25 protein-coding genes and 1 pseudogene are annotated in these 17,991 nt (G+C 64.0%); 21 read left to right on the forward strand and 5 right to left on the reverse strand.

Going from position 1 to position 17,991, the window contains the following annotated elements:
* The 7 genes from ACEQXE_RS00095 to ACEQXE_RS00125 all read left to right on the forward strand — a co-directional run.
* The coding region (locus tag ACEQXE_RS00095) for a cbb3-type cytochrome c oxidase subunit I (RefSeq protein ID WP_370176866.1) at positions 1-970 on the forward strand (970 nt) is incomplete at its 5' end.
* A gap of 105 nt (positions 971-1,075) precedes the next feature.
* Positions 1,076-2,014 carry a heme o synthase gene (locus ACEQXE_RS00100; RefSeq protein WP_370176867.1) on the forward strand — a complete coding sequence of 313 codons (939 nt, stop codon included), beginning with the start codon at positions 1,076-1,078 and terminating at the stop codon, positions 2,012-2,014.
* The gene (locus tag ACEQXE_RS00105; RefSeq protein ID WP_370176868.1) at positions 2,011-2,163 is read left to right on the forward strand and encodes a hypothetical protein; all 153 of its coding nucleotides are present in this window, start codon (positions 2,011-2,013) and stop codon (positions 2,161-2,163) included. Before ACEQXE_RS00100 ends, ACEQXE_RS00105 begins: the two co-directional genes overlap by 4 nt.
* Positions 2,163-2,741, forward strand: coding sequence for a cytochrome c oxidase assembly protein (locus ACEQXE_RS00110; RefSeq protein ID WP_370176869.1), 579 nt, complete (start codon positions 2,163-2,165; stop codon positions 2,739-2,741). Before ACEQXE_RS00105 ends, ACEQXE_RS00110 begins: the two co-directional genes overlap by 1 nt.
* Before the next feature lie 62 nt (positions 2,742-2,803).
* Positions 2,804-3,673 (forward strand): cytochrome c oxidase subunit 3, encoded by an 870-nt coding sequence (locus ACEQXE_RS00115; protein WP_370176870.1) that lies wholly within the window; start codon positions 2,804-2,806, stop codon positions 3,671-3,673.
* A complete protein-coding gene (locus tag ACEQXE_RS00120; RefSeq protein ID WP_370176871.1) occupies positions 3,673-4,071 on the forward strand; it encodes a DUF983 domain-containing protein in 399 nt (132 codons plus the stop codon). The genes ACEQXE_RS00115 and ACEQXE_RS00120 overlap by 1 nt, the downstream gene beginning before the upstream one ends.
* Positions 4,068-4,658, forward strand: a complete 591-nt coding sequence (locus ACEQXE_RS00125) for an SURF1 family cytochrome oxidase biogenesis protein (protein WP_370176872.1) — start codon at positions 4,068-4,070, stop codon at positions 4,656-4,658. Before ACEQXE_RS00120 ends, ACEQXE_RS00125 begins: the two co-directional genes overlap by 4 nt.
* Position 4,659: 1 nt before the next feature.
* Here the strand turns inward: ACEQXE_RS00125 and ACEQXE_RS00130 are convergent, their stop codons facing one another.
* Positions 4,660-5,145 (reverse strand): SRPBCC family protein, encoded by a 486-nt coding sequence (locus ACEQXE_RS00130; protein ID WP_370176873.1) that lies wholly within the window; start codon positions 5,143-5,145, stop codon positions 4,660-4,662.
* Between the two features lie 49 nt (positions 5,146-5,194).
* Between ACEQXE_RS00130 and ACEQXE_RS00135 the strand changes: the two genes are divergently transcribed.
* The 9 genes from ACEQXE_RS00135 to ACEQXE_RS00175 all read left to right on the forward strand — a co-directional run bounded on the left by ACEQXE_RS00135 (position 5,195) and on the right by ACEQXE_RS00175 (position 11,018).
* Positions 5,195-5,539, forward strand: a complete 345-nt coding sequence (locus ACEQXE_RS00135) for an ArsR/SmtB family transcription factor (protein WP_370176874.1) — start codon at positions 5,195-5,197, stop codon at positions 5,537-5,539.
* 52 nt (positions 5,540-5,591) lie between these two features.
* The gene (gene thrC, locus ACEQXE_RS00140) at positions 5,592-6,998 is read left to right on the forward strand and encodes a threonine synthase (RefSeq protein ID WP_370176875.1); all 1,407 of its coding nucleotides are present in this window, start codon (positions 5,592-5,594) and stop codon (positions 6,996-6,998) included.
* Positions 6,998-7,885 (forward strand): class I SAM-dependent methyltransferase, encoded by an 888-nt coding sequence (locus ACEQXE_RS00145; RefSeq protein ID WP_370176876.1) that lies wholly within the window; start codon positions 6,998-7,000, stop codon positions 7,883-7,885. The genes thrC and ACEQXE_RS00145 overlap by 1 nt, the downstream gene beginning before the upstream one ends.
* A 9-nt stretch (positions 7,886-7,894) precedes the next feature.
* Positions 7,895-8,266, forward strand: a complete 372-nt coding sequence (locus tag ACEQXE_RS00150) for a dihydroneopterin aldolase (protein WP_370176877.1) — start codon at positions 7,895-7,897, stop codon at positions 8,264-8,266.
* A gap of 1 nt (position 8,267) precedes the next feature.
* Positions 8,268-8,639, forward strand: coding sequence for a Rossmann fold domain-containing protein (locus ACEQXE_RS00155; RefSeq protein WP_370176878.1), 372 nt, complete (start codon positions 8,268-8,270; stop codon positions 8,637-8,639).
* Entirely contained in the window at positions 8,620-9,651 is a 1,032-nt protein-coding gene (gene moaA / locus ACEQXE_RS00160; RefSeq protein WP_370176879.1) for a GTP 3',8-cyclase MoaA, read from the forward strand. Before ACEQXE_RS00155 ends, moaA begins: the two co-directional genes overlap by 20 nt.
* A gap of 136 nt (positions 9,652-9,787) precedes the next feature.
* Positions 9,788-10,030 (forward strand): MoaD/ThiS family protein, encoded by a 243-nt coding sequence (locus ACEQXE_RS00165; protein ID WP_370176880.1) that lies wholly within the window; start codon positions 9,788-9,790, stop codon positions 10,028-10,030.
* Positions 10,030-10,497, forward strand: a complete 468-nt coding sequence (locus tag ACEQXE_RS00170; protein WP_370176881.1) for a molybdenum cofactor biosynthesis protein MoaE — start codon at positions 10,030-10,032, stop codon at positions 10,495-10,497. The genes ACEQXE_RS00165 and ACEQXE_RS00170 overlap by 1 nt, the downstream gene beginning before the upstream one ends.
* 89 nt (positions 10,498-10,586) lie before the next feature.
* Positions 10,587-11,018, forward strand: a complete 432-nt coding sequence (locus ACEQXE_RS00175) for a hypothetical protein (RefSeq protein WP_370176882.1) — start codon at positions 10,587-10,589, stop codon at positions 11,016-11,018.
* Here ACEQXE_RS00175 and ACEQXE_RS00180 read toward each other — a convergent pair whose 3' ends face one another.
* Entirely contained in the window at positions 11,019-11,708 is a 690-nt protein-coding gene (locus tag ACEQXE_RS00180) for a Crp/Fnr family transcriptional regulator (protein WP_370176883.1), read from the reverse strand. It abuts the gene before it with no gap.
* Complete coding sequence (locus tag ACEQXE_RS00185) at positions 11,708-12,274, reverse strand: hypothetical protein (protein WP_370176884.1); 567 nt, start codon at positions 12,272-12,274, stop codon at positions 11,708-11,710. Before ACEQXE_RS00185 ends, ACEQXE_RS00180 begins: the two co-directional genes overlap by 1 nt.
* A gap of 199 nt (positions 12,275-12,473) precedes the next feature.
* On the opposite strand from ACEQXE_RS00185, the gene rplU reads away from it, so the two are divergent.
* The 4 genes from rplU (at position 12,474) to ACEQXE_RS00205 (ending at position 14,652) form a co-directional block, all read left to right on the forward strand.
* Positions 12,474-13,034, forward strand: coding sequence for a 50S ribosomal protein L21 (rplU, locus tag ACEQXE_RS00190; protein WP_370176890.1), 561 nt, complete (start codon positions 12,474-12,476; stop codon positions 13,032-13,034).
* A 35-nt stretch (positions 13,035-13,069) separates the two neighbouring features.
* Positions 13,070-13,339 (forward strand): 50S ribosomal protein L27, encoded by a 270-nt coding sequence (gene rpmA, locus ACEQXE_RS00195; protein ID WP_370176885.1) that lies wholly within the window; start codon positions 13,070-13,072, stop codon positions 13,337-13,339.
* Positions 13,340-13,493: 154 nt separating this feature from the next.
* Complete coding sequence (locus ACEQXE_RS00200; protein ID WP_370176886.1) at positions 13,494-14,033, forward strand: GNAT family N-acetyltransferase; 540 nt, start codon at positions 13,494-13,496, stop codon at positions 14,031-14,033.
* Positions 14,034-14,046: 13 nt separating this feature from the next.
* Positions 14,047-14,652: a TetR/AcrR family transcriptional regulator gene (locus tag ACEQXE_RS00205; protein WP_370176887.1), complete on the forward strand. Its 606-nt coding sequence runs from the start codon at positions 14,047-14,049 to the stop codon at positions 14,650-14,652.
* A 144-nt stretch (positions 14,653-14,796) separates the two neighbouring features.
* Here ACEQXE_RS00205 and ACEQXE_RS00210 read toward each other — a convergent pair.
* A pseudogene (locus ACEQXE_RS00210) lies at positions 14,797-15,540 on the reverse strand (folate-binding protein YgfZ).
* A gap of 214 nt (positions 15,541-15,754) precedes the next feature.
* On the opposite strand from ACEQXE_RS00210, the gene pyrC reads away from it, so the two are divergent.
* A complete protein-coding gene (pyrC, locus tag ACEQXE_RS00215; protein ID WP_370176888.1) occupies positions 15,755-16,792 on the forward strand; it encodes a dihydroorotase in 1,038 nt (345 codons plus the stop codon).
* Here the strand turns inward: pyrC and rarD are convergent.
* Positions 16,789-17,697, reverse strand: a complete 909-nt coding sequence (gene rarD / locus ACEQXE_RS00220) for an EamA family transporter RarD (protein ID WP_370176889.1) — start codon at positions 17,695-17,697, stop codon at positions 16,789-16,791. The two genes, pyrC and rarD, sit on opposite strands and share 4 nt — an antisense overlap.
* Between the last annotated feature and the right edge of the window lie 294 nt (positions 17,698-17,991).

Below are 17,991 nucleotides of genomic sequence, written 5' to 3' on the forward strand. Positions count from 1 at the left end.
CGACCGGAATTTCGGGTCGCAGTTCTTCGACGCCAGCGGTGGCGGGGATCCGGTCATGTTCCAGCATTTGTTCTGGTTCTTCGGACATCCCGAGGTCTACATCATGATCCTGCCAGCCTTCGGCATCATTTCCCATATCGTGGCCACAGTCAGCCGGAAGCCGGTCTTTGGTTATCTCGGCATGGCCTATGCCATGGTGGCGATCGGGGCGATCGGCTTCATCGTGTGGGCGCACCACATGTACACGGTCGGTCTCGACGTGAATACGAAGATGTATTTCACCGCCGCGACGATGGTTATCGCGGTGCCCACGGGCGTGAAGATCTTCAGCTGGGTTGCGACCATGTGGGGCGGCTCGCTGGAGTTCAAATCGCCAATGGTCTGGGCGATCGGCTTCATCTTCCTGTTCACCGTGGGCGGTGTCACGGGCGTGGTGCTCGCCAATGGCGGCGTGGACGATAACCTGCACGACACATATTATGTCGTCGCGCACTTCCACTACGTGCTCTCGATGGGTGCCGTGTTCTCCATGTTCGCGGGCTTCTACTACTGGTTCCCGAAGATGAGCGGGCGCTGGCACTCCGAACTGCTGGCACACATCCACTTCTGGGTGTTCTTCATCGGTGTGAATATCGTGTTCTTCCCGATGCACTTCCTGGGTGTGCAGGGCATGCCGCGCCGGTATCCGGACTATGCGGAAGCCTATGCCTACTGGAACGAGATCGCGACCTTCGGCTACGGCATCGTGGCGATTTCGGTGCTGATCTTCTTCGCAAACCTGGTCTACGCCTACACGGCAGGCCGCCGCGCGGAAGCGAATTACTGGGGTCCGGGCGCAACGACGCTGGAATGGACGCTGTCGAGCCCGCCGCCGTTCCACCAGTTCGAAACGCTGCCCGTGATCGAGGATCATCACGATTATCACGATCACCTGCCGCGTGAAGGCGACGCGAAGCCCGCGACGGCCTGATCCGGCATACCCGTGGCCGCGTGCGAGGCGCGGCGCGGGGGACGAGTTGCATGATCCGGGATGGCCTTTCGGCTGTTCCGGATCGTCGCTATCGACGACCGAGCAATGACCACGACCACGACCCTTCTCACGCCCAGCGCAGCAACGCCGATGTCGAGCCACTGGCGCGACTTCCTTGCGCTGACCAAGCCGGGCGTGGTGCGGCTGGTGGTTTTTACGGGCTTGTGCGGAATGCTGGCCGCACCAGGCAGCATCAACCCGGTGCTCGGCTTCACCGCAATCCTGTGCATCGCGCTTGCCGCGGGCGGGGCGGCCGCGTTCAACCAGTGGTACGAGGCCGATCTCGACCTGCTGATGAAGCGCACCGCAAATCGCCCGATCCCCTCGGGCCGGGTGCGTCCCAAGGATGCGCGCGATTTCGCCATACTGCTCAGCGGATTTTCCGTCCTCCTGATGGGTCTTGCGATCGGGTGGCTGGCTGCCGCGATCCTAGCCGTCTCGATCTTCTACTACGCGGTCGTCTACACCATGTGGCTCAAGCCGCGCACGCCGCAGAACATCGTGATCGGGGGCGGGGCGGGCGCCTTCCCGCCGCTGATCGGGTGGGTTGCGGTGACGGGCGATGTCACGCTGACCCCGGTGCTGCTGTTCGCGATCATCTTCTTCTGGACGCCGCCGCATTTCTGGGCGCTCGCCCTGTTCGTGAAGAGCGATTACGCAAAGGCGGGCATCCCGATGATGCCGGTGGTTCGCGGAGAGCGTTCAACCCGCCGCCAGATCCTCGCCTATTCGCTGTTCATGGTCCCGCTGGCGGCCGCACCCTGGTATCTTGGTACGGCGGGGCTGGTCTATGGCGTGGCATCGCTGGTGCTGACCAGTGCGTTCGCAATCCTTGCTGTGCCGGTCGGCATGCGTCGTTCGACCGAAGGCGACGCCATGAAGCCGGAGAAGCGGTTGTTCGCCTATTCGATCCTGTATCTTTTTGTGCTGTTCGCCGCGCTGGTGGCCGATCGCCTGTTGCAGGACGCCGGAGTTATCTCATGACCGACCAGAACCATCCCCCGCGCATGACGCCCGAGGAAGAGGCGGAATTCAAGAAAGCCCGTAAGGGCCGCAACCTCGCCATTGGCGCAGTGCTGCTGTTCTTCGTCGTGCTGTTCTACGCCATCACGATCGTGCGGATGACCGACTGATGGCGAGCCAGCCGGCATCCCTTGAACAGAAGAACCTGCGCATTGCGCTGATCGCGCTGGGAATCGCGGCCGCGATGGTCGCGCTCGGCTTCGCATCGGTTCCGCTGTATCGCATGTTCTGCCAGGTGACCGGTTTCGCAGGGACGACCCAAGTGGCGAGCGAAAGCGATGCGGCGATGGCCGAACGCCTTGCCGCCAGCGCGGGCGCGCCGCCGATCTCGATCCGCTTCGATGCCAATACGGACCCGGGCCTGCCGTGGAACTTCGCGCCGGAGCAGACGACCGACACCGTCCAGATCGGCACCCGCGATCTCGCCTTCTACACCGCCCGCAACAACGGCACGGTGCCGATTACCGGAACCGCGACCTTCAATGTCGAGCCCGAGCAGGCGGCCCCCTATTTCAACAAGATCCAGTGCTTCTGTTTCACCGAACAAACCCTGCAGCCGGGTGAGGAAATCCGGATGCCCGTGCTGTTCTACGTCGATCCGGCTGCGCTGGACGATCCCAATATGGAAGGGGTCGAACAGATTACCCTGAGCTACACCTTCCACGTCAAACCACCCGAAGCGACCTGACCCTCTGGACCATGGCGGACAGCCTCGGTATGGGCGGAGCCGCTGAAAAGGAAACACGACCTATGGCCGGCGCCAAGAACCACGATTATCACATTCTCGCCCCCGATATCTGGCCGTTTATCGGCGCATTTTCCGCGCTGACCTTCACGACCGGCATGGTGTTCTACATGCACCGGGAAACAATGGTCGGCTGGGAAGTCATCATGGGCCTGGGAATCGCCGGGCTGATTGCGACTTTCTGGGGCTGGTTCTCCAAGATCATCAACGAAGCGCATGCGGGTGACCACACGCCGGTGGTGCAGCTGCACATGCGTTACGGGATGATCCTGTTCATCCTTTCCGAAGTGATGTTCTTTGTCGGCTGGTTCTGGAGCTTCTTCGACTTCGCGCTGTTCCCTGCGCCGCTGGAAATGGTGGCCGAAGGGACGTGGCAGAACCTGATCGGGCAGGATGGTGCGGCTGCGCTCGCCCATTTCCCGCCCGACGGCATCCATGTGATCGATGCGTTCGACCTGCCGCTGCTCAACACGATGATCCTGCTGTGTTCGGGCACCACGGTCACCTGGGCGCACCATTCGTTGATCAATGGCGATCGCGAAGGGCTGAAGCTGGGTCTGTGGGCTACGGTCGGGCTCGGCATCCTGTTCACCTGCATCCAGGCGTACGAATACATGCACGCGCCGTTCGGCTTCGGTGGCAACACCTATTCCAGCGCCTTCTACATGGCGACCGGCTTCCACGGGTTCCACGTGCTGGTCGGTACGATCTTCCTGATCGTATGCCTGCGCCGCGCGTACCTGGGCCACTTTACCCCGCGCCAGCACTTCGGTTTCGAAGCGGCGGCATGGTACTGGCACTTCGTCGACGTGGTGTGGCTGTTCCTCTTCATCGCCGTCTACGTGTGGGGTGGCTGGGGCGCCGAAGTCCACTGATGACGGATGACGGCCGCAAGGCCTCCGGTTTGTCGGAAAATACGAAGGGGCAGCCCGCATTCGGCGAGGCTGCCCTTTTCGGTCTGTGCCCGCGCTGCGGAGCGCGCACGCTGTTTGCCGGATGGATCGCCTTTGCCCCGCATTGTCGCGCCTGTGACCTGGATTTCGTACGATTCAATGTGGGTGACGGACCCGCCGCCTTCCTGACCCTGATCATCGGCGCGATCCTTGTCGGCCTTGCTACCTGGCTGGCAGTAGCAGTTGCGCCGCCATGGTGGGTGCATGTGATCCTGTGGCTGCCGCTGGGCGTCGGCCTCACCCTTGGCGGACTGCGACTGGCGAAAGCGGCACTGCTATGGTCCGAATATCGCCAGCAAGCCGGAGAAGCCGGACGATGATTTATCTCAAGCGCCTGCCGCCGATCCCGACGATTATCGTGCTGGCGGCGGTACTCATCATGATCGCCCTGGGGTTCTGGCAATTGGGCCGTGCCGACGAGAAGGCCGAACTCTTGCAGCGCTACGCCGCTGCCGAGGAAAAGAGCGCAATTGTGCGCTGGCCGAGCAATGACGAAGAACTGACCGAGCGGCTTTACCGCATGACGACGATCGATTGTGCGAAGGTGACCGAACTGACTGCGGTCGCGGGGACGAATGAAAAGGGCACCAAGGGCTGGGCGCAGATCGCCCAATGCGTGCTGGCAGAAGGTGGTGAGGCGCGCGTGGCGCTGGGCTGGACGCGTGAGCCGCAAGGGCCGATCTGGAATGGCGGCGAAGTCACCGGGATTGTCGCCCCCGGGCCACGTCTGGTCGCGATGCCGCCGCGCGCCGGCTTGCTCCCCCTGGAGCGACCCGATCCGTCCGATTTGCCCAATAATCACATTGCCTATGCGTGGCAGTGGTTTCTTTTCGCACTCACCGCACTTGTGATTTACGGGCTCGCGGTGAGGAAACGGGTCATGGGCGAGGAGCGCGGGGAGGGCTAGTTCACTTGTAAAAGCCCTCGCGCAGGTTGATGCCGTATTCCATCCACGCCTTGAGTGCGGCGAGCATCTGGCTCCAGCCCATGCAATTGCCGTAGCTTCCCTTGAGCCCCTCCGGTGTCTCCCGCCAGCCTTCCTCGACGATCTCGACAAGTGTGCGGTCCGGATCGCCTTCGACCGGTTTGAAAGTCATTGTCACCGTCGTGCGGTAATCGGTTGGCGCTTGTTCGGCAGCGGATTCGCACGGCTCGCCTTCATATGCATCCCACTGCAGGACGATACGTTGGTCGGGCACGACTTCGATTACGTAAACCGGGAAGGCGCCGGGGTAATCGTGGAAATCCCAGGTCACCTCGGCTCCTTCCTCGATCCGGCCTTTCGCACCACCAGTGGTGAAGTAGGCCGAGAGTTTTTCGGGATCGGCGACTGCCTCGAACACCTCATGCACCGGTTTCGATATATGCGCTGATACGCGAAACTTGAGTTCCATCGGACGGGCTCCTCTTGAGTCGCGTCCAAATATGTTATAAAAAGCTAACATGTCAAATGAAGATGAGACCGACCGCGTTTTCAAGGCACTGGCGAACCCGGTCCGGCGCGCAATTTGCGATGCGCTGAAACTGCGCCCGCTAACGACCAAGCAGCTGTGTTCGGCATTTACGGAGCTGGATCGGACAACCGTGATGATGCACCTGCGCGTGCTGGAGAAGGCGGGGCTAGTGGTGGCGGTGAAGAAGGGGCGCGAGCGTTTCAATTATCTCGACGCCATGCCGATCCGGGCGATCCACGAGCGCTGGATCGGGCCGCACGCGGCGCAAGCTGCTGCCGGCCTCTCGCGGTTGAAACGCGAAGTAGAAGAAGCGGACGCCATCGCTGACGCTTGAGGGCGATCCGCTCGCTTGCCGCGAAGTGGATGCACCGCTACGCGCGCTTGTGATGCAGTACGTCTCTACCCGTGGGCAGGCGCCCGTGCTCGATTTCGAAGGCGTGACGCTTGCCGGGCTGGCGAGCGATGGCGGGCTGTACCTGCCCGAGGCGTGGCCGCAATTTTCGGCGGACGAGATCCGGGCGATGCGGGGGCTGCCTTATCCTGACCTCGCGGTGCGGATCATGGCGCCGTTTGTGGGGGACAGCCTGAGCGAGGCCGAGCTGCGCGACCTGTGCGGTCGCGCATATGCTGCGTTCGACCACGCTGCGGTGACGCCGCTGGTGCAACTCGACGCGCAGCACTGGCTGCTCGAACTGTTTCATGGGCCGACGCTGGCGTTCAAGGATGTCGCCTTGCAACTGCTCGGCCTGCTGTTCGAGACCTTTCTTGCGCGGCAGGGCAAGACGCTGACCATTGTCGGTGCGACCAGCGGCGACACGGGGTCTGCCGCAATCGATGCGGTGGCTGGGCGCGAGGGTATCGAGATTTTCATGCTCCATCCGGCAGGCCGGGTGAGCGAAATCCAGCGCCGCCAGATGACCACGGTGAGCGCGCCGAACGTCCACAACATCGCCATCGAAGGCAGCTTCGACGATGCACAGGCGATGGTGAAACGTATGTTCGCGGACGAGGCGCTGACATCGAAAGTCAGTTTGGGTGCGGTCAACTCGATCAACTGGGCGCGGCTGATGGCGCAGGTGGTCTATTATTTTCACGCCGCGCTGCAACTCGGCGCGCCCGAGCGCAAGACCGCCTTCAGTGTGCCGACCGGCAATTTCGGGGATGTCTTCGCGGGCTATGTCGCGGCACAGATGGGCCTCCGGGTCGAGCGTCTGATCGTCGCGACCAACAAGAACGACATCCTTGCCCGCGCGATCCGCGACGGGGATTATTCGGTGGGCGAGAGCCACGCCACGATCACGCCTTCGATGGATATCCAGGTCAGCTCCAATTTCGAGCGGTTGCTATTCGAGGCGAACGGGCGCGATGCGGAAGCGCTAGCGGCGCAGATGGACGGGTTCGGCAAGAGTAAGATGCTGGCGCTCGACCCCGCACAGCGCGAGAGGATTGCGACGCTATTCTCGGCAGTGCGCGCCACGCCGGATGATACGCTGGAAGCCATGCGCTGGGGTCACGAGAGCTACGGCGAGGTGATCGACCCGCATACCGCCGTCGGGCTGCATGCGGCGCGCGCGCTTGTCACCGCCGACGAGATCGACGCGGCGGTCCCGCTCGTCACGCTCGCCACCGCGCATCCGGCTAAGTTTCCCGACGCGGTCGAGCAGGCTATCGGCATCCGCCCTGACCTGCCGACACGTGTCGAAGGGATCATGGACCGCGAGGAGCGTTTTGAAACGCTCCCCGCCGAATACGACACCGTGCGCGATTTCATTGCCGGGCGCGCGGCCCGCTGATGGCGACACTGCGCCTGGAACCGCAGCTGATGATCGGCGAGCCCTGGGCCGATTATGCGCTGGTCGACAGCGGGCATGGCCGCAAGCTCGAACGCTTCGGCCGCTACTCCTTCATCCGTCCCGAACCGCAAGCGATGTGGTCGCCGCAGCAGGACGACTGGCAGGCCGATGGCGAGTTCGTGCCCGGTGCGGACGAGGATGGCGGTGGCCGCTGGGACCTGTCGCCAGACATTGCCGATAGCTGGCAACTTTCGTGGGACGGCGTGCGCTTCCACGCGCAATGCACCCCCTTCCGCCATCTCGGCTTTTTCCCGGATATGGCCCCGGTGTGGGAATGGATGCGCGGGGAGTTGGCGGGTAAGCCGGACGCGCAGACGCTGAATATGTTCGGCTATACCGGCGTCGGCACGCTCGCGCTGTCGCAATGCGGTCCCGTCACCCATGTTGACGCTTCGAAGAAGTCCGTCGCGCAGGCGCGCGAGAACGCCGCGCTCGCAAAAATGGAGGATCGCCCGATCCGCTGGCTGGTGGACGACGCGGCGAAGTTTGCTGCACGCGAAGTCCGGCGCGAAAACCGCTATGACGGGATCATCCTCGACCCGCCCAAGTTCGGGCGCGGGCCGAAGAACGAGACGTGGCGGATCGAGGAAGGCCTTGCCCCGCTGATCGCGGATTGCCGCCGCCTGCTGGACGATGACAGCCGCTTCCTGTTCCTCACCGTCTATGCCGTGCGCATGAGCAGCCTTGCACTCGCCGCACTGCTCGACGAAGCCTTTGCCGATATTGATGGTACGGTGGAACATGGCGACCTGGGTGTTCGCGAAGAGGGCGAACGAGGTCGCGTGCTGCCGACAGCAATCTTTGCGCGGTGGCGCAATTCTGCTTGAAGGGCCGCGATGACTGACACACTCACCTTGCAGGTCGCCGATATCGAAACCGATGTGCTGACGGGCATCTATTCGGAAGAGACGGGCAAGCCGCAGCCACTGCGGATCAGTATCGAAGCGCGCATGATGCCCCAGCCGCGCTACGATGCGGAAACCTCGCTCGACGCGAGCAAGAATTACATGGACTTAAGGCACGCCGCGACCGAGGCCCTGCCCGAAGGCGTGCATTTCAAGCTGATCGAGGCCGTAGCGGACCACATCTGCGAAACGCTGTTCCTGCAAGACCCACGGATCGAGGCGGTCAGCGTGAAGATCGTCAAGCTAGCCATCGGCATCGGTGCGGAAAAGATCGGGATCACGCTGCACCGCGAGCGGCCCTGACATGTCCGAAGGCGGTCCAGCCATAGTCAAGGTCGATACCCTGCCCGAAGCGGCGCTGGATGCTGCGGCGGCCTTCCATTCGCAATGGTCGCAGAAAGTTCGCGAAGCGGCGGCGCAAGGCAGCGAATATGTGGTCGTGACGATGGACCCGGCCCCCTTCGACCATGCCGACTGGCGCCGTGCTGCCGCGCGAGACCTTGCCCGTGCGCATCCCGATCATTGCATTAATCTGGTCGCTGGCTCCGATGCCGGGGCGGTCGCGCGCATGGTCGAATTTCTCGGGCGGGCGCCCGCGATCACTGGGCAGTACCTGCCGCTTGCCGAAACGGGCATTTGCGATGACGGAAACGTGGATGACGACACGGAAGGCTGATCGTCTCGACACCGCACTGGCGTCGCCGCTGGTCGATTCGCATCACCGGCGGATCACTTACCTGCGCCTTTCCGTGACAGACCGGTGCGACCTGCGCTGCACCTATTGTATGCCCGAGCGGATGCAGTTCCTCCCCAAGGCGGACATCCTGACGCTGGAAGAACTCTACCTGCTCGCCCGTGCCTTCATGGGGCGCGGGGTGCGCACCATCCGCCTGACAGGGGGCGAGCCGCTGGTACGGCGCGACGTAATCGATCTGGTGCGCGCGATCGGGCGGCATGTGGGAATAGAGCTGGACGAGGTCACGCTGACCACCAATGGCACGCAGCTGGCGCAGCATGCCGACGCGTTGGCGAGGGCGGGGGTGCGGCGGATCAATGTGTCGCTCGATTCGCGCGACCCGGCCACTTTCAGAGCGCTCTCACGCCGAGATGCACTGCCGCAGGTCCTCGAAGGGATCGCAGCGGCTCGCGACGCGGGGCTGGAGATCAAGCTTAACACAGTCGCCATGTGCGGCGTCAACGATGCCGAGATTCCCGACCTCGTCGCATGGGCGCATTCGCAAGGCCATGCCATCAGCCTGATCGAAACGATGCCGCTGGGCGAGGTCGACGAGCGCCGCGAGGATCGTTTCCTGTCGCTGTCGCAAGTACGCGCCGATCTGGAATCGCGCTGGACCATGACTCCCAGCGATGCGCGTACCCCCGGCCCCTCGCGCTATTTCGATATTGCCGAAACCGGCGGACGGATCGGCTTCATCACCCCGATGAGCGAGAATTTTTGCGCGGGGTGTAACCGCTTGCGGGTCACCGCGACCGGCCAGCTTTACCCGTGCCTCGGTGGAGGGGAACGGGTCGACCTGCGCTCAGCGCTGCGCTCGCACGCGCCGGATCGTGAGGCTGCGCAGGCGCTTGACCGGGCCATGCTCATCAAGCCGGAACGCCACGATTTCCGCATCGGTACGGGGCTCGCTCCGGCGCAGCCGCGCCATATGTCGGTGACGGGCGGATGAGCGCTGTATATTCGATCCCCTCCCCCTTGAGGGGGAGGCCTGGTGGGGGAGTACTGCGGGCTTCACCTGGTTCTTCATCGCCATTGACGCCGAACCCCCACCCCCGGCCCCTCCCCATGGGGAGGAGAGGAATAGTATGTCCGTAACTGTCCTCTTCCTTGGCCCGCTACGCGATCTGGCCGGAGCCGCACAGGCGGACTATCCTGCCCCGCTCGACTGGGAGGGCCTGCTTGCGGCGGTCCCTGCCGAAGTTGCAGAGCAATTGCGTGAACCGCGTGTGCACATCGCGTGCGCAGGCAAGGTTCTTTCGGACAAGGCGACACTCTGCGCGAAGGACGGCGACGAGGTTGCGTTGCTGCCTCCAGTGAGTGGCGGCTGATGGCTCGTCTCCGTCTCGATGCTCCTGCGGACGTGCGCCTGCTCGACAAGGGAATGTCTGTTGGCGAGGCGCTGGCTGCGTTCAACGCCGCGCATCCCGAAGCGGGCGGGATCGCGACATTCCTCGGCAAGGTGCGGCCCGATGAGGATGTGCGCGTGCTAGAACTGACCCACTACGAGCCGCTGACCCTGCCGGGGATGCGCGAACTGGCGGACAATGCTCTCCAGCGTTGGCCCCTCGACGGGCTGCTGGTGTGGCACCGGATCGGCGTGATGCATCCGGGTGAGGCGATCGTACTGGTTGCCGCCGCCGCGCGTCACCGCCGCGATGCCTTCCACGCGGTCGATTTCCTGATGGATTACCTCAAAAGCGCCGCGTGGGTCTGGAAGCGCGAAAAACGCGCCGATGGCTGGCACTGGATCGAGCCGCGCGCGCAGGATTTCGCCGACCGAAACCGATGGGCATGAAAATAATCTGCGCCGTTTGATCCAGATCAAGGCGCGGCATCCGTGCATGGGGCAAAACCTCTCTCACACGAGGAGGAAAGGAGCCCGTCATGTCCAAGGGTCTTGCAGAAGCCATCATCGATTACAGCGCAACGGCACATGCCGAGCTGCCCAATGTGCGGCAGGACGTCGATCGCACCTTCGAAATGCCGACGGTGCTCTATGGCGCAACCGTGGCGCTCTATCTCGGGTTCATCGCTGTGCTCGGCATCGGGCTATCGACGCCCGAACTTGCGATCCCGATGGCAATCTTCGCGATCTTCATCGTCGGCCTGTTCGGGGCGCCTGCACTCTGGCTCGGCCTCGGTCGCAAGCCCGAAACCCGTGCCAAGAGCTTCGGCGAACTGATGCGGCACGGCATCGCCACGCACACGGGCCTGCTGAAGGGCAAGGATGCGGCGATCCAAATGATGGTGCTGCCCGTCCTGATCGTGGTGTGGGCCTTTACCGTCCTGCTGATCGCCGGGATCGTTACGGCCTGATCAGCTTCCGGCAATCGCGGAGAGGCGCGCGGGGTCGACCAGTTCGATCCCGCGTTTGCCGTTGCGCGCGATGATGCCGGACTTCTCCAGCGCGGTGATCTTGCGGCTGACCGTTTCGATGGTCAGCCCCAGCATGTTGGCGCAGTCCGCGCGGCTGAGCGGCAGATCGAATTGGTGCGCGGGGTGACAGGGCGAATCGCTGGCCGCCTGCGCGAAGCCGAGGATCAACCCGGCAACCTGGGATTGTGCGTCGGACTTGCCCGTCAGCGCCAGCAGCGTGCGGCTGGCATGCAGATCCTCCTGCGCGCGGCGCAACAGCGCGCGGGCGAGGGCGGGGTGGGCTGCCATGGCCGACTCGATGTCCGATCCGGCGAAGATGCACACCTGCGAAGGCGCCAGTGCAACCACCTCGTGATCGTCGAAAGGCTGGAAGAACTCGCCCACGAACCCGGCGGGGTGGACCAGCGCCAGTATCCGCTCGTTCCCATCCGCGTCGGTCGCTGTCACTTTCAGCGCACCACTGGTCAGCGTGGCGCAGGTGTCCGCCTGCTCGCCCGCCCGGAACAGGACTTCGCCCGGTTCCAGCACGCGGTGACGGCCACTCCTGGCCAGCTGGTCGCGTTCTTCCCCGCTCAGCACCGCACAGGCGGCGCGATCGCGAACGGGGCAGGTGGCGCAGGCGACCGACATCAGTTCGGCGCAAGCTCCGCAAGCACCGCGTCTTCCTGCTCGATCAGCGCGATCACGACATCGCGGGCGAGGACGATCTCGTCGATCGGTTCGCCTGCCACGGCCCGGGTGGCGAGCAGCATTTCCAGCTCGCCGAAGGGAATCGCGGTGCGCGCCCGGATCGAACGAAGGTTGGCATAGGCGACCTCGGCGCGGCCCCAGCTTTTCGAGCCCTCCGCACCGCGGGCACGCACGGCAGCGCGGGTCGCGGGAGTGGCGCGTTCGAAATCGGCATGTGCAGCCCGCGCCTGCTCCTCCAGCTGGACGACCCGCAGGGCGAGTTCGTTCGACAGCACCGGTTGCGGCGGGGGAGGGGCATCCGGGTCGACCGGGGTCAGCTGGCCTTGCTCGCGCACTGCACCTGCCACAGCACTATCCGCGCAATCGCCGGTAGGGAGCGGCACTTGGCCGCTCGTATATTCCGCCTCGCGAATGCCGAGCGACGGGTAGTCCCTATCGGGCGCGGTGGCGCAGGCGCCCAGCGTGGCAGTTCCGGCAAGGATCAAGAGGATGCGCGTTGCGTTCATATCGGCCTCCTTAGCCTGGCCGTGGCAGAGGCGGTAGGGGCGTTGCACGTTTCGTCACTTTTCTCCCGCTCGCGGCGTTGACTTGGCCCGCTCCTTCGCTTAAGCGCGCCCTTCTTTGGGGGGCGCACCATGGTGTTGCCCGCCGATACGCTGTTCCGTGAGGGGCGGCGTCACAGCAAAACGATTGAAAGTTGAACCGATGTTCGCAGTGGTGCGCACGGGCGGCAAGCAATACCGGGTTGCCGCCGGAGACAAAATCGCGGTCGAAAAGCTCGCTGGCGAAGCCGGCGACACGATCACCCTGGGTGACGTGCTGCTTGCAGGCGAAGGCGACAAGATGGCCGATGCCGGCAAGGTGTCCGTCTCGGCAGAGATCATCGCCCAGGCCAAGGGCGAGAAGGTGGTGGTGTTCAAGAAGCGCCGTCGCCACAATTATCGCCGCAAGAACGGCCATCGCCAGCAGATGACCCTGCTGCGCATCCTCGATGTGGGCGAAGGCGCCAAGAAGGCAGCGGCGAAGCCTGCGGCCAAGAAGGCCGAAGCTCCGAAGACCGAGGAAAAGGCTGCGCCCGCCAAGAAGGCTGCGCCGAAGAAGGCCGCTCCCAAGGCTGCCGACACCAAGGCCGACACTGCGGCCAAGCCTGCGGCCAAGAAAGCCGCGCCGAAGAAGGCTGCTGCCACCAAGGCTCCTGCGGCGAAAACCGCGGCCAAGAAGGCGCCTGCCAAGAAGGCTGCCACCAAGGATTCGGGCGACGCGTAAGCGCGAACCCCGGCAAGAGATAAGGACGAAGCGCAATGGCACATAAAAAAGCAGGCGGCTCCTCGCGCAATGGTCGCGATTCGGTCGGTCGTCGTCTCGGCGTGAAGAAGTTCGGCAGCGAAGGCGTTGTCGCGGGCAACATTATCGTGCGCCAGCGCGGCACCAAGTTCTATGCGGGCAGCAATGTCGGCATGGGCAAGGACCACACCCTTTTCGCGCTTACCGACGGTATTGTACGCTTCCACGACGGGAAGCTCGGCCGCAAATACGTATCGGTCGACATGCTGGCGCAAGCGGCAGAATAACGCGACGGTTCACGAACAGGGCCGTCCAACGAGGCGGCCCCGCCGGAGGTAGCATCCGGCCATCGAGGGAGAGGGGGCCAGCCCCGTCTCCCTTTTTTCGTCTCCCTTGTGCAGCGCGACCTTTGGAGGAAGGCCGCGCGGGGGAGAACTCGCGATGTTCTATCGAAGTGAGAGACTGCTGCTGCGGCCTGCCTGGCCGGAGGATTGGCGCAGCGTGCATGCGGGCCTTGCCGATGAAGGCGTGGTGCGTAACCTTGCGCGGGCTCCGTGGCCCTATGCCGAGCAGGACGCGCGCGATTTCTGCGCGCGCGACATTCCCCCGCACACCCCGCGTTTCCTGATTGCCCTCGCTGCCACCGCAGAGGTGGTGGGTGCCGTCGGTTACGGCCCGTCCGATCAGGAGGACGATATCGAGCTAGGCTACTGGATCGCCCGTGCGCATTGGGGGCACGGCTACGCGACGGAAGCGGCCATGGGCGCGATCGAGATTGCGCAAATGGCCGGCCAACGGTGCCTGAGCGCGGGGCACTTTGTGGACAACCCGGCATCGGGCAAGGTGCTGCGCAAGGTCGGCTTCGTCCCCACCGGGCGGGTTGCTCAGCGGCACAGCCTGAGCCGTGGCGGCGAAGCACCTTGCGTCCTGTACCGGCTCGATCTGGGCGCAGACCCTTGCCTTACCGACAAAGCGGCATAAAACGCCGCCCCCTATGGCGACACGTAAACGCTTGAGTCCCGAAGAATCGCGCGCCGGTGCACTGGAAGCCGCGCGCGACCTGCTGATCGAGGCAGGGCCGCAGGCGGTGACGTTGAAGGCGGTGGGTGCGCGTGTGGGCCGCACTCATGCGAACCTGCTGCACCATTTCGGTTCGGCCGCCGGGTTGCAGCAGGCTCTGGGCGCGTATCTGGCAGAATCGGTGTGCGATCGGATCGCCGTGTCGATCCGCGCCAACCGCACGGGCAGCGCATCCCCGCGCGTGATCGTGGACCAGGCCTTCGATGCTTTCGATGACGAAGGCGGCGGCGCGCTGGTCAGTTGGCTGCTGGCGACCGGGCAGGAAGACGCGCTGGAGCCTTTCGCGCATGCGATTCACGAGATGATCGAGGACGTGCACAAGGAAGGCGATGGCGCCGATCATCCGGCGGATCGCGAAGCGCTCGAATCCACGCTCATGGTGGTGCTGATGGCGCTCGGACAATCGCTGCTCGGCGCGCCGCTCTGTGCTGCGCTCAAGCTGCCGCAGCCGACCGCGCGCGAGATCGCCGAGCGGATGCTGGTGGAATCGCTGGCGAGCGCGGGGCGCAAGAGCGTTTAGGATCGTTTCGGATTTCCGAAATCCGTTCGTGCTGAGCTTGTCGAAGTATGAACGGATTGCCGCTGATTTGTGTGGTCGCTTGAGACGCTCGCCCTTCGACAGGCTCAGGACGAGCGGAGTAGCGGAGCACTTTGCGTTCCGGACTTACTCCACCTTCTCCAGCCGCATCCATTCGGGCACGAGGTCGGCGGGAATATCCGGTACCCGCAGGTGGTCCACCGTGAAGCCAAGCTCGGGATATTCTGCCTTGCGACGCTTTTCCTCCGACCGGTCGATCGGAACCACCACCAGCCGGCGATTGACCTTCTGCCGCCAGTTCATCCGGGCGGTGTTCTCCTGCCCGATATAGCAGCCCTTGCTGAAGCTGACGCCGTTCAGCTCGACCGCATTGGTCTCCAGCCAAAGCATGTCTGCAAGTTCCGCCTGTCCCTCCGGTACGCCACAAGCCAGGCGGTGCGCGAGCCACGCATCGTCGGCAGGCTCGTCATCGGTTGAGGAGGCAAGTCAGCGATGGCCCAGGGCGGCAAGCCTGGGATCGGTCGGCAGGAGGTCGTCGGATTCGGTCGACCAGTGCACCCCCTTGCTCTCGTCACGTGCAATCCCGATCTTGCGGCGCAGGCGATAGAGCGTGAGGCGCTTCATCAGTTCGTCTGCCACGGCAGCCTCGCAATCGAGCAGCAGGGTCGGGCCATGCTCCCCCGGGGGGCCACGCCACACGATCATGTCGAACATCGTCTTGCCCTGCGCGCTCAGCAGCGCGGCATAGGCCGGCAGGTCACTCGATATGTCGTTGGTAATCAGGCCCTGCAGGAATGCGGTGACATCCTCCCCATCCTCGAGCGGACTGAGTTGGATAAGGGCACGATTTGCAAGGCGCGTTGCTGTCATGGAAAGGCAGATAGGGGTGCGGGCCATGCCATGCCAGTGCTGCGCGCTGTCCTACATGCAGTCGTCTGGTTAGGATCGGCGCCATGCGCAAGATTTCACCCTTTTTCCTTGAGCCGGTCGGTAGCTGAGGTGGGGGCGGATTTTTCACCCTATAACACTGTGTCAGGTGTGTCAGGGCTCCCCTGCCGGGCGTTGTTGGGTTAGGGGGCGTGGCATGACGAACAGCCTCACCATCCGCCGCCCCGACGATTGGCATGTGCATCTGCGCGATGGGGATATGCTGCAAAGCGTGGTGGGCGCGACCGCGCGGCAGTTTGCCCGTGCGATCGTAATGCCGAACCTTACTCCGCCGGTGACGACGAGCGCGCTTGGCCGGGCATATCGCGAGCGCATACTGGCTGCGGTGCCGGCAGGCATGGATTTCACGCCGCTGATGACTGCCTACCTGACCGACGATACGGATCCGGCGGACCTGATCGGCGGATTTCGCGAGGGCGTGTTTACCGCGGCCAAGCTCTACCCGGCCAATGCGACCACGAACTCCGCGTCCGGCGTGACCGATATCGGCAAGCTGCGCCCTGTCTTCGAAGCGATGGCCGAGGCGGGCATGGTGCTGTGTGTGCACGGCGAAGTGACCGCTGCCGAGATCGACATTTTCGACCGCGAAGAGGTCTTTATCGAGACCGTGCTGGCCCCGCTCCATCGCGATTTGCCGGAGCTGAAGATCGCTTTCGAGCATATCACCAGCCGCCACGCGGTCGATTTCGTCGATGCGAGCGGCGATACGGTCGGCGCTACGATCACGGCGCATCACCTGCATATCAATCGCAATGCCATGCTGGTGGGCGGGATTCGTCCGCACGCCTATTGCCTTCCGGTTGCCAAGCGGGAGGAGCATCGGCTGGCGCTGCGCAAGGCGGCGACCGGCGGATCGCACAAGTATTTCCTCGGCACGGACAGCGCGCCGCATGAACAGCACGCAAAGGAAAGCGCGTGCGGGTGTGCGGGCATCTACAGCGCGCCCCATGCGCTGGAAGCCTATGTGCAGGTTTTCGACGAAGAGGGGGCGCTGGGTCAGTTCGAAGCATTCGCCTCGCTCAATGGACCACGCTTCTACGGGCTGCCGGTGAACGAAGATGCGGTGACGCTGGTGCGGCGCGACCAGGATGTGCCTAACAGCATCCCGGCCGCTGGCACGCAGGTGGTACCGTTCATGGCGGGCAAGACCATTGGCTGGAGTTTTGAGGGCTAGCTGACCGGGGTGGGTTTCGCTGCGCGGCGCCTTGCCCACAAGTCCCACACGAAGATCGCGGCGGCAATCCAGATGCAACCGAAGCAGAAGGCCTGCGCCGGGTGCAGCTCCTCGCCAAACACGGTCAGGCCCAGGATGAAGACGATGCTAGGCGCGAGGAACTGGAAGAAGCCGAGCGTCGAGTAGTCCATTCGCCGTGCGGCGATGGCGAACATGAGGAGCGGAAAGGCGGTGAACGCGCCGCCAAGCATGATGGCGAGACTCAGGCCGAGCGAATCGTCGAAGGAGGAGCCTTGCGGGCTCGCCGCGAACCATGCGGCTACTCCCAGCGCGGGCAGCAGCAGGATCGCGCTCTCGATAGTGAGGCCGGGCAGGGCGCCGACCTCCACCTGCTTCCTCAGCAGTCCGTAGGTGCCGAAGCTGAGCGCGAGGGTCAGGCTGATCCACAGGGTGGTAAGGGCACCCGCAGCCAGCACTGCGATGCCGATGCCCGCCAGTCCCACCGCTATCCACTGTGCCCGGCTCAGCTTCTCCTTGAGCAGCAGGGTGCCGAGCAGCACGTTGACCAGCGGATTGATGTAGTAGCCAAGGCTGGCGGCATAGACGAAGTTCTGCTGGATCGCCCAGACGTAGACGACCCAGTTCACCGCAATCAGGACTGCGCTGGCGGTGAGGATCAGCAAGGCGCGCCAGTTGCTCAGTGCTTCGCGGATGGCGGGAAACTGGCCCCGGAATGCCACGATCAGCAGGCAGACCGGCAAGGTCCAGACGATCCGCCAGCCGACGAATTCGAACGCGGGCACCTGCCGCACCAACAGCAGGTAAAGCGGCATGAAGCCCCACAGGATGTAGGCCCCGAGCGCCTGTGGCAGTCCCGATGGCGAGGGTGGATCACGCGTGGTCACCCGCGCCCCCTAAGCCTGTACGAAAGGTCGGACAAGCGTTGCCGATCGTTCATGTAATTGCCGCTATTTATGAACACAGTCGATTCGGAGGCTGCGGAAGTGCGGTCCGGTCGGCGCAGGATTTCAGAATGATCTTTGGTCCCTGCCTTGCGGGGGCCGAGGCGTGGCGTCCCACCAGCGCTGCGGAGAGCGCCCCGGCCACCCGTGCCGGGGCGTTTTCACTTTTAAGCCGAGCGCATACCTCCCACCCCGCCTCCCCACCCGGCCACCAATGATCCCATCAGGCTATGGTGG

This window comes from Alteriqipengyuania sp. (genome assembly GCF_964222115.1).
GTDB lineage: Bacteria > Pseudomonadota > Alphaproteobacteria > Sphingomonadales > Sphingomonadaceae > Alteriqipengyuania.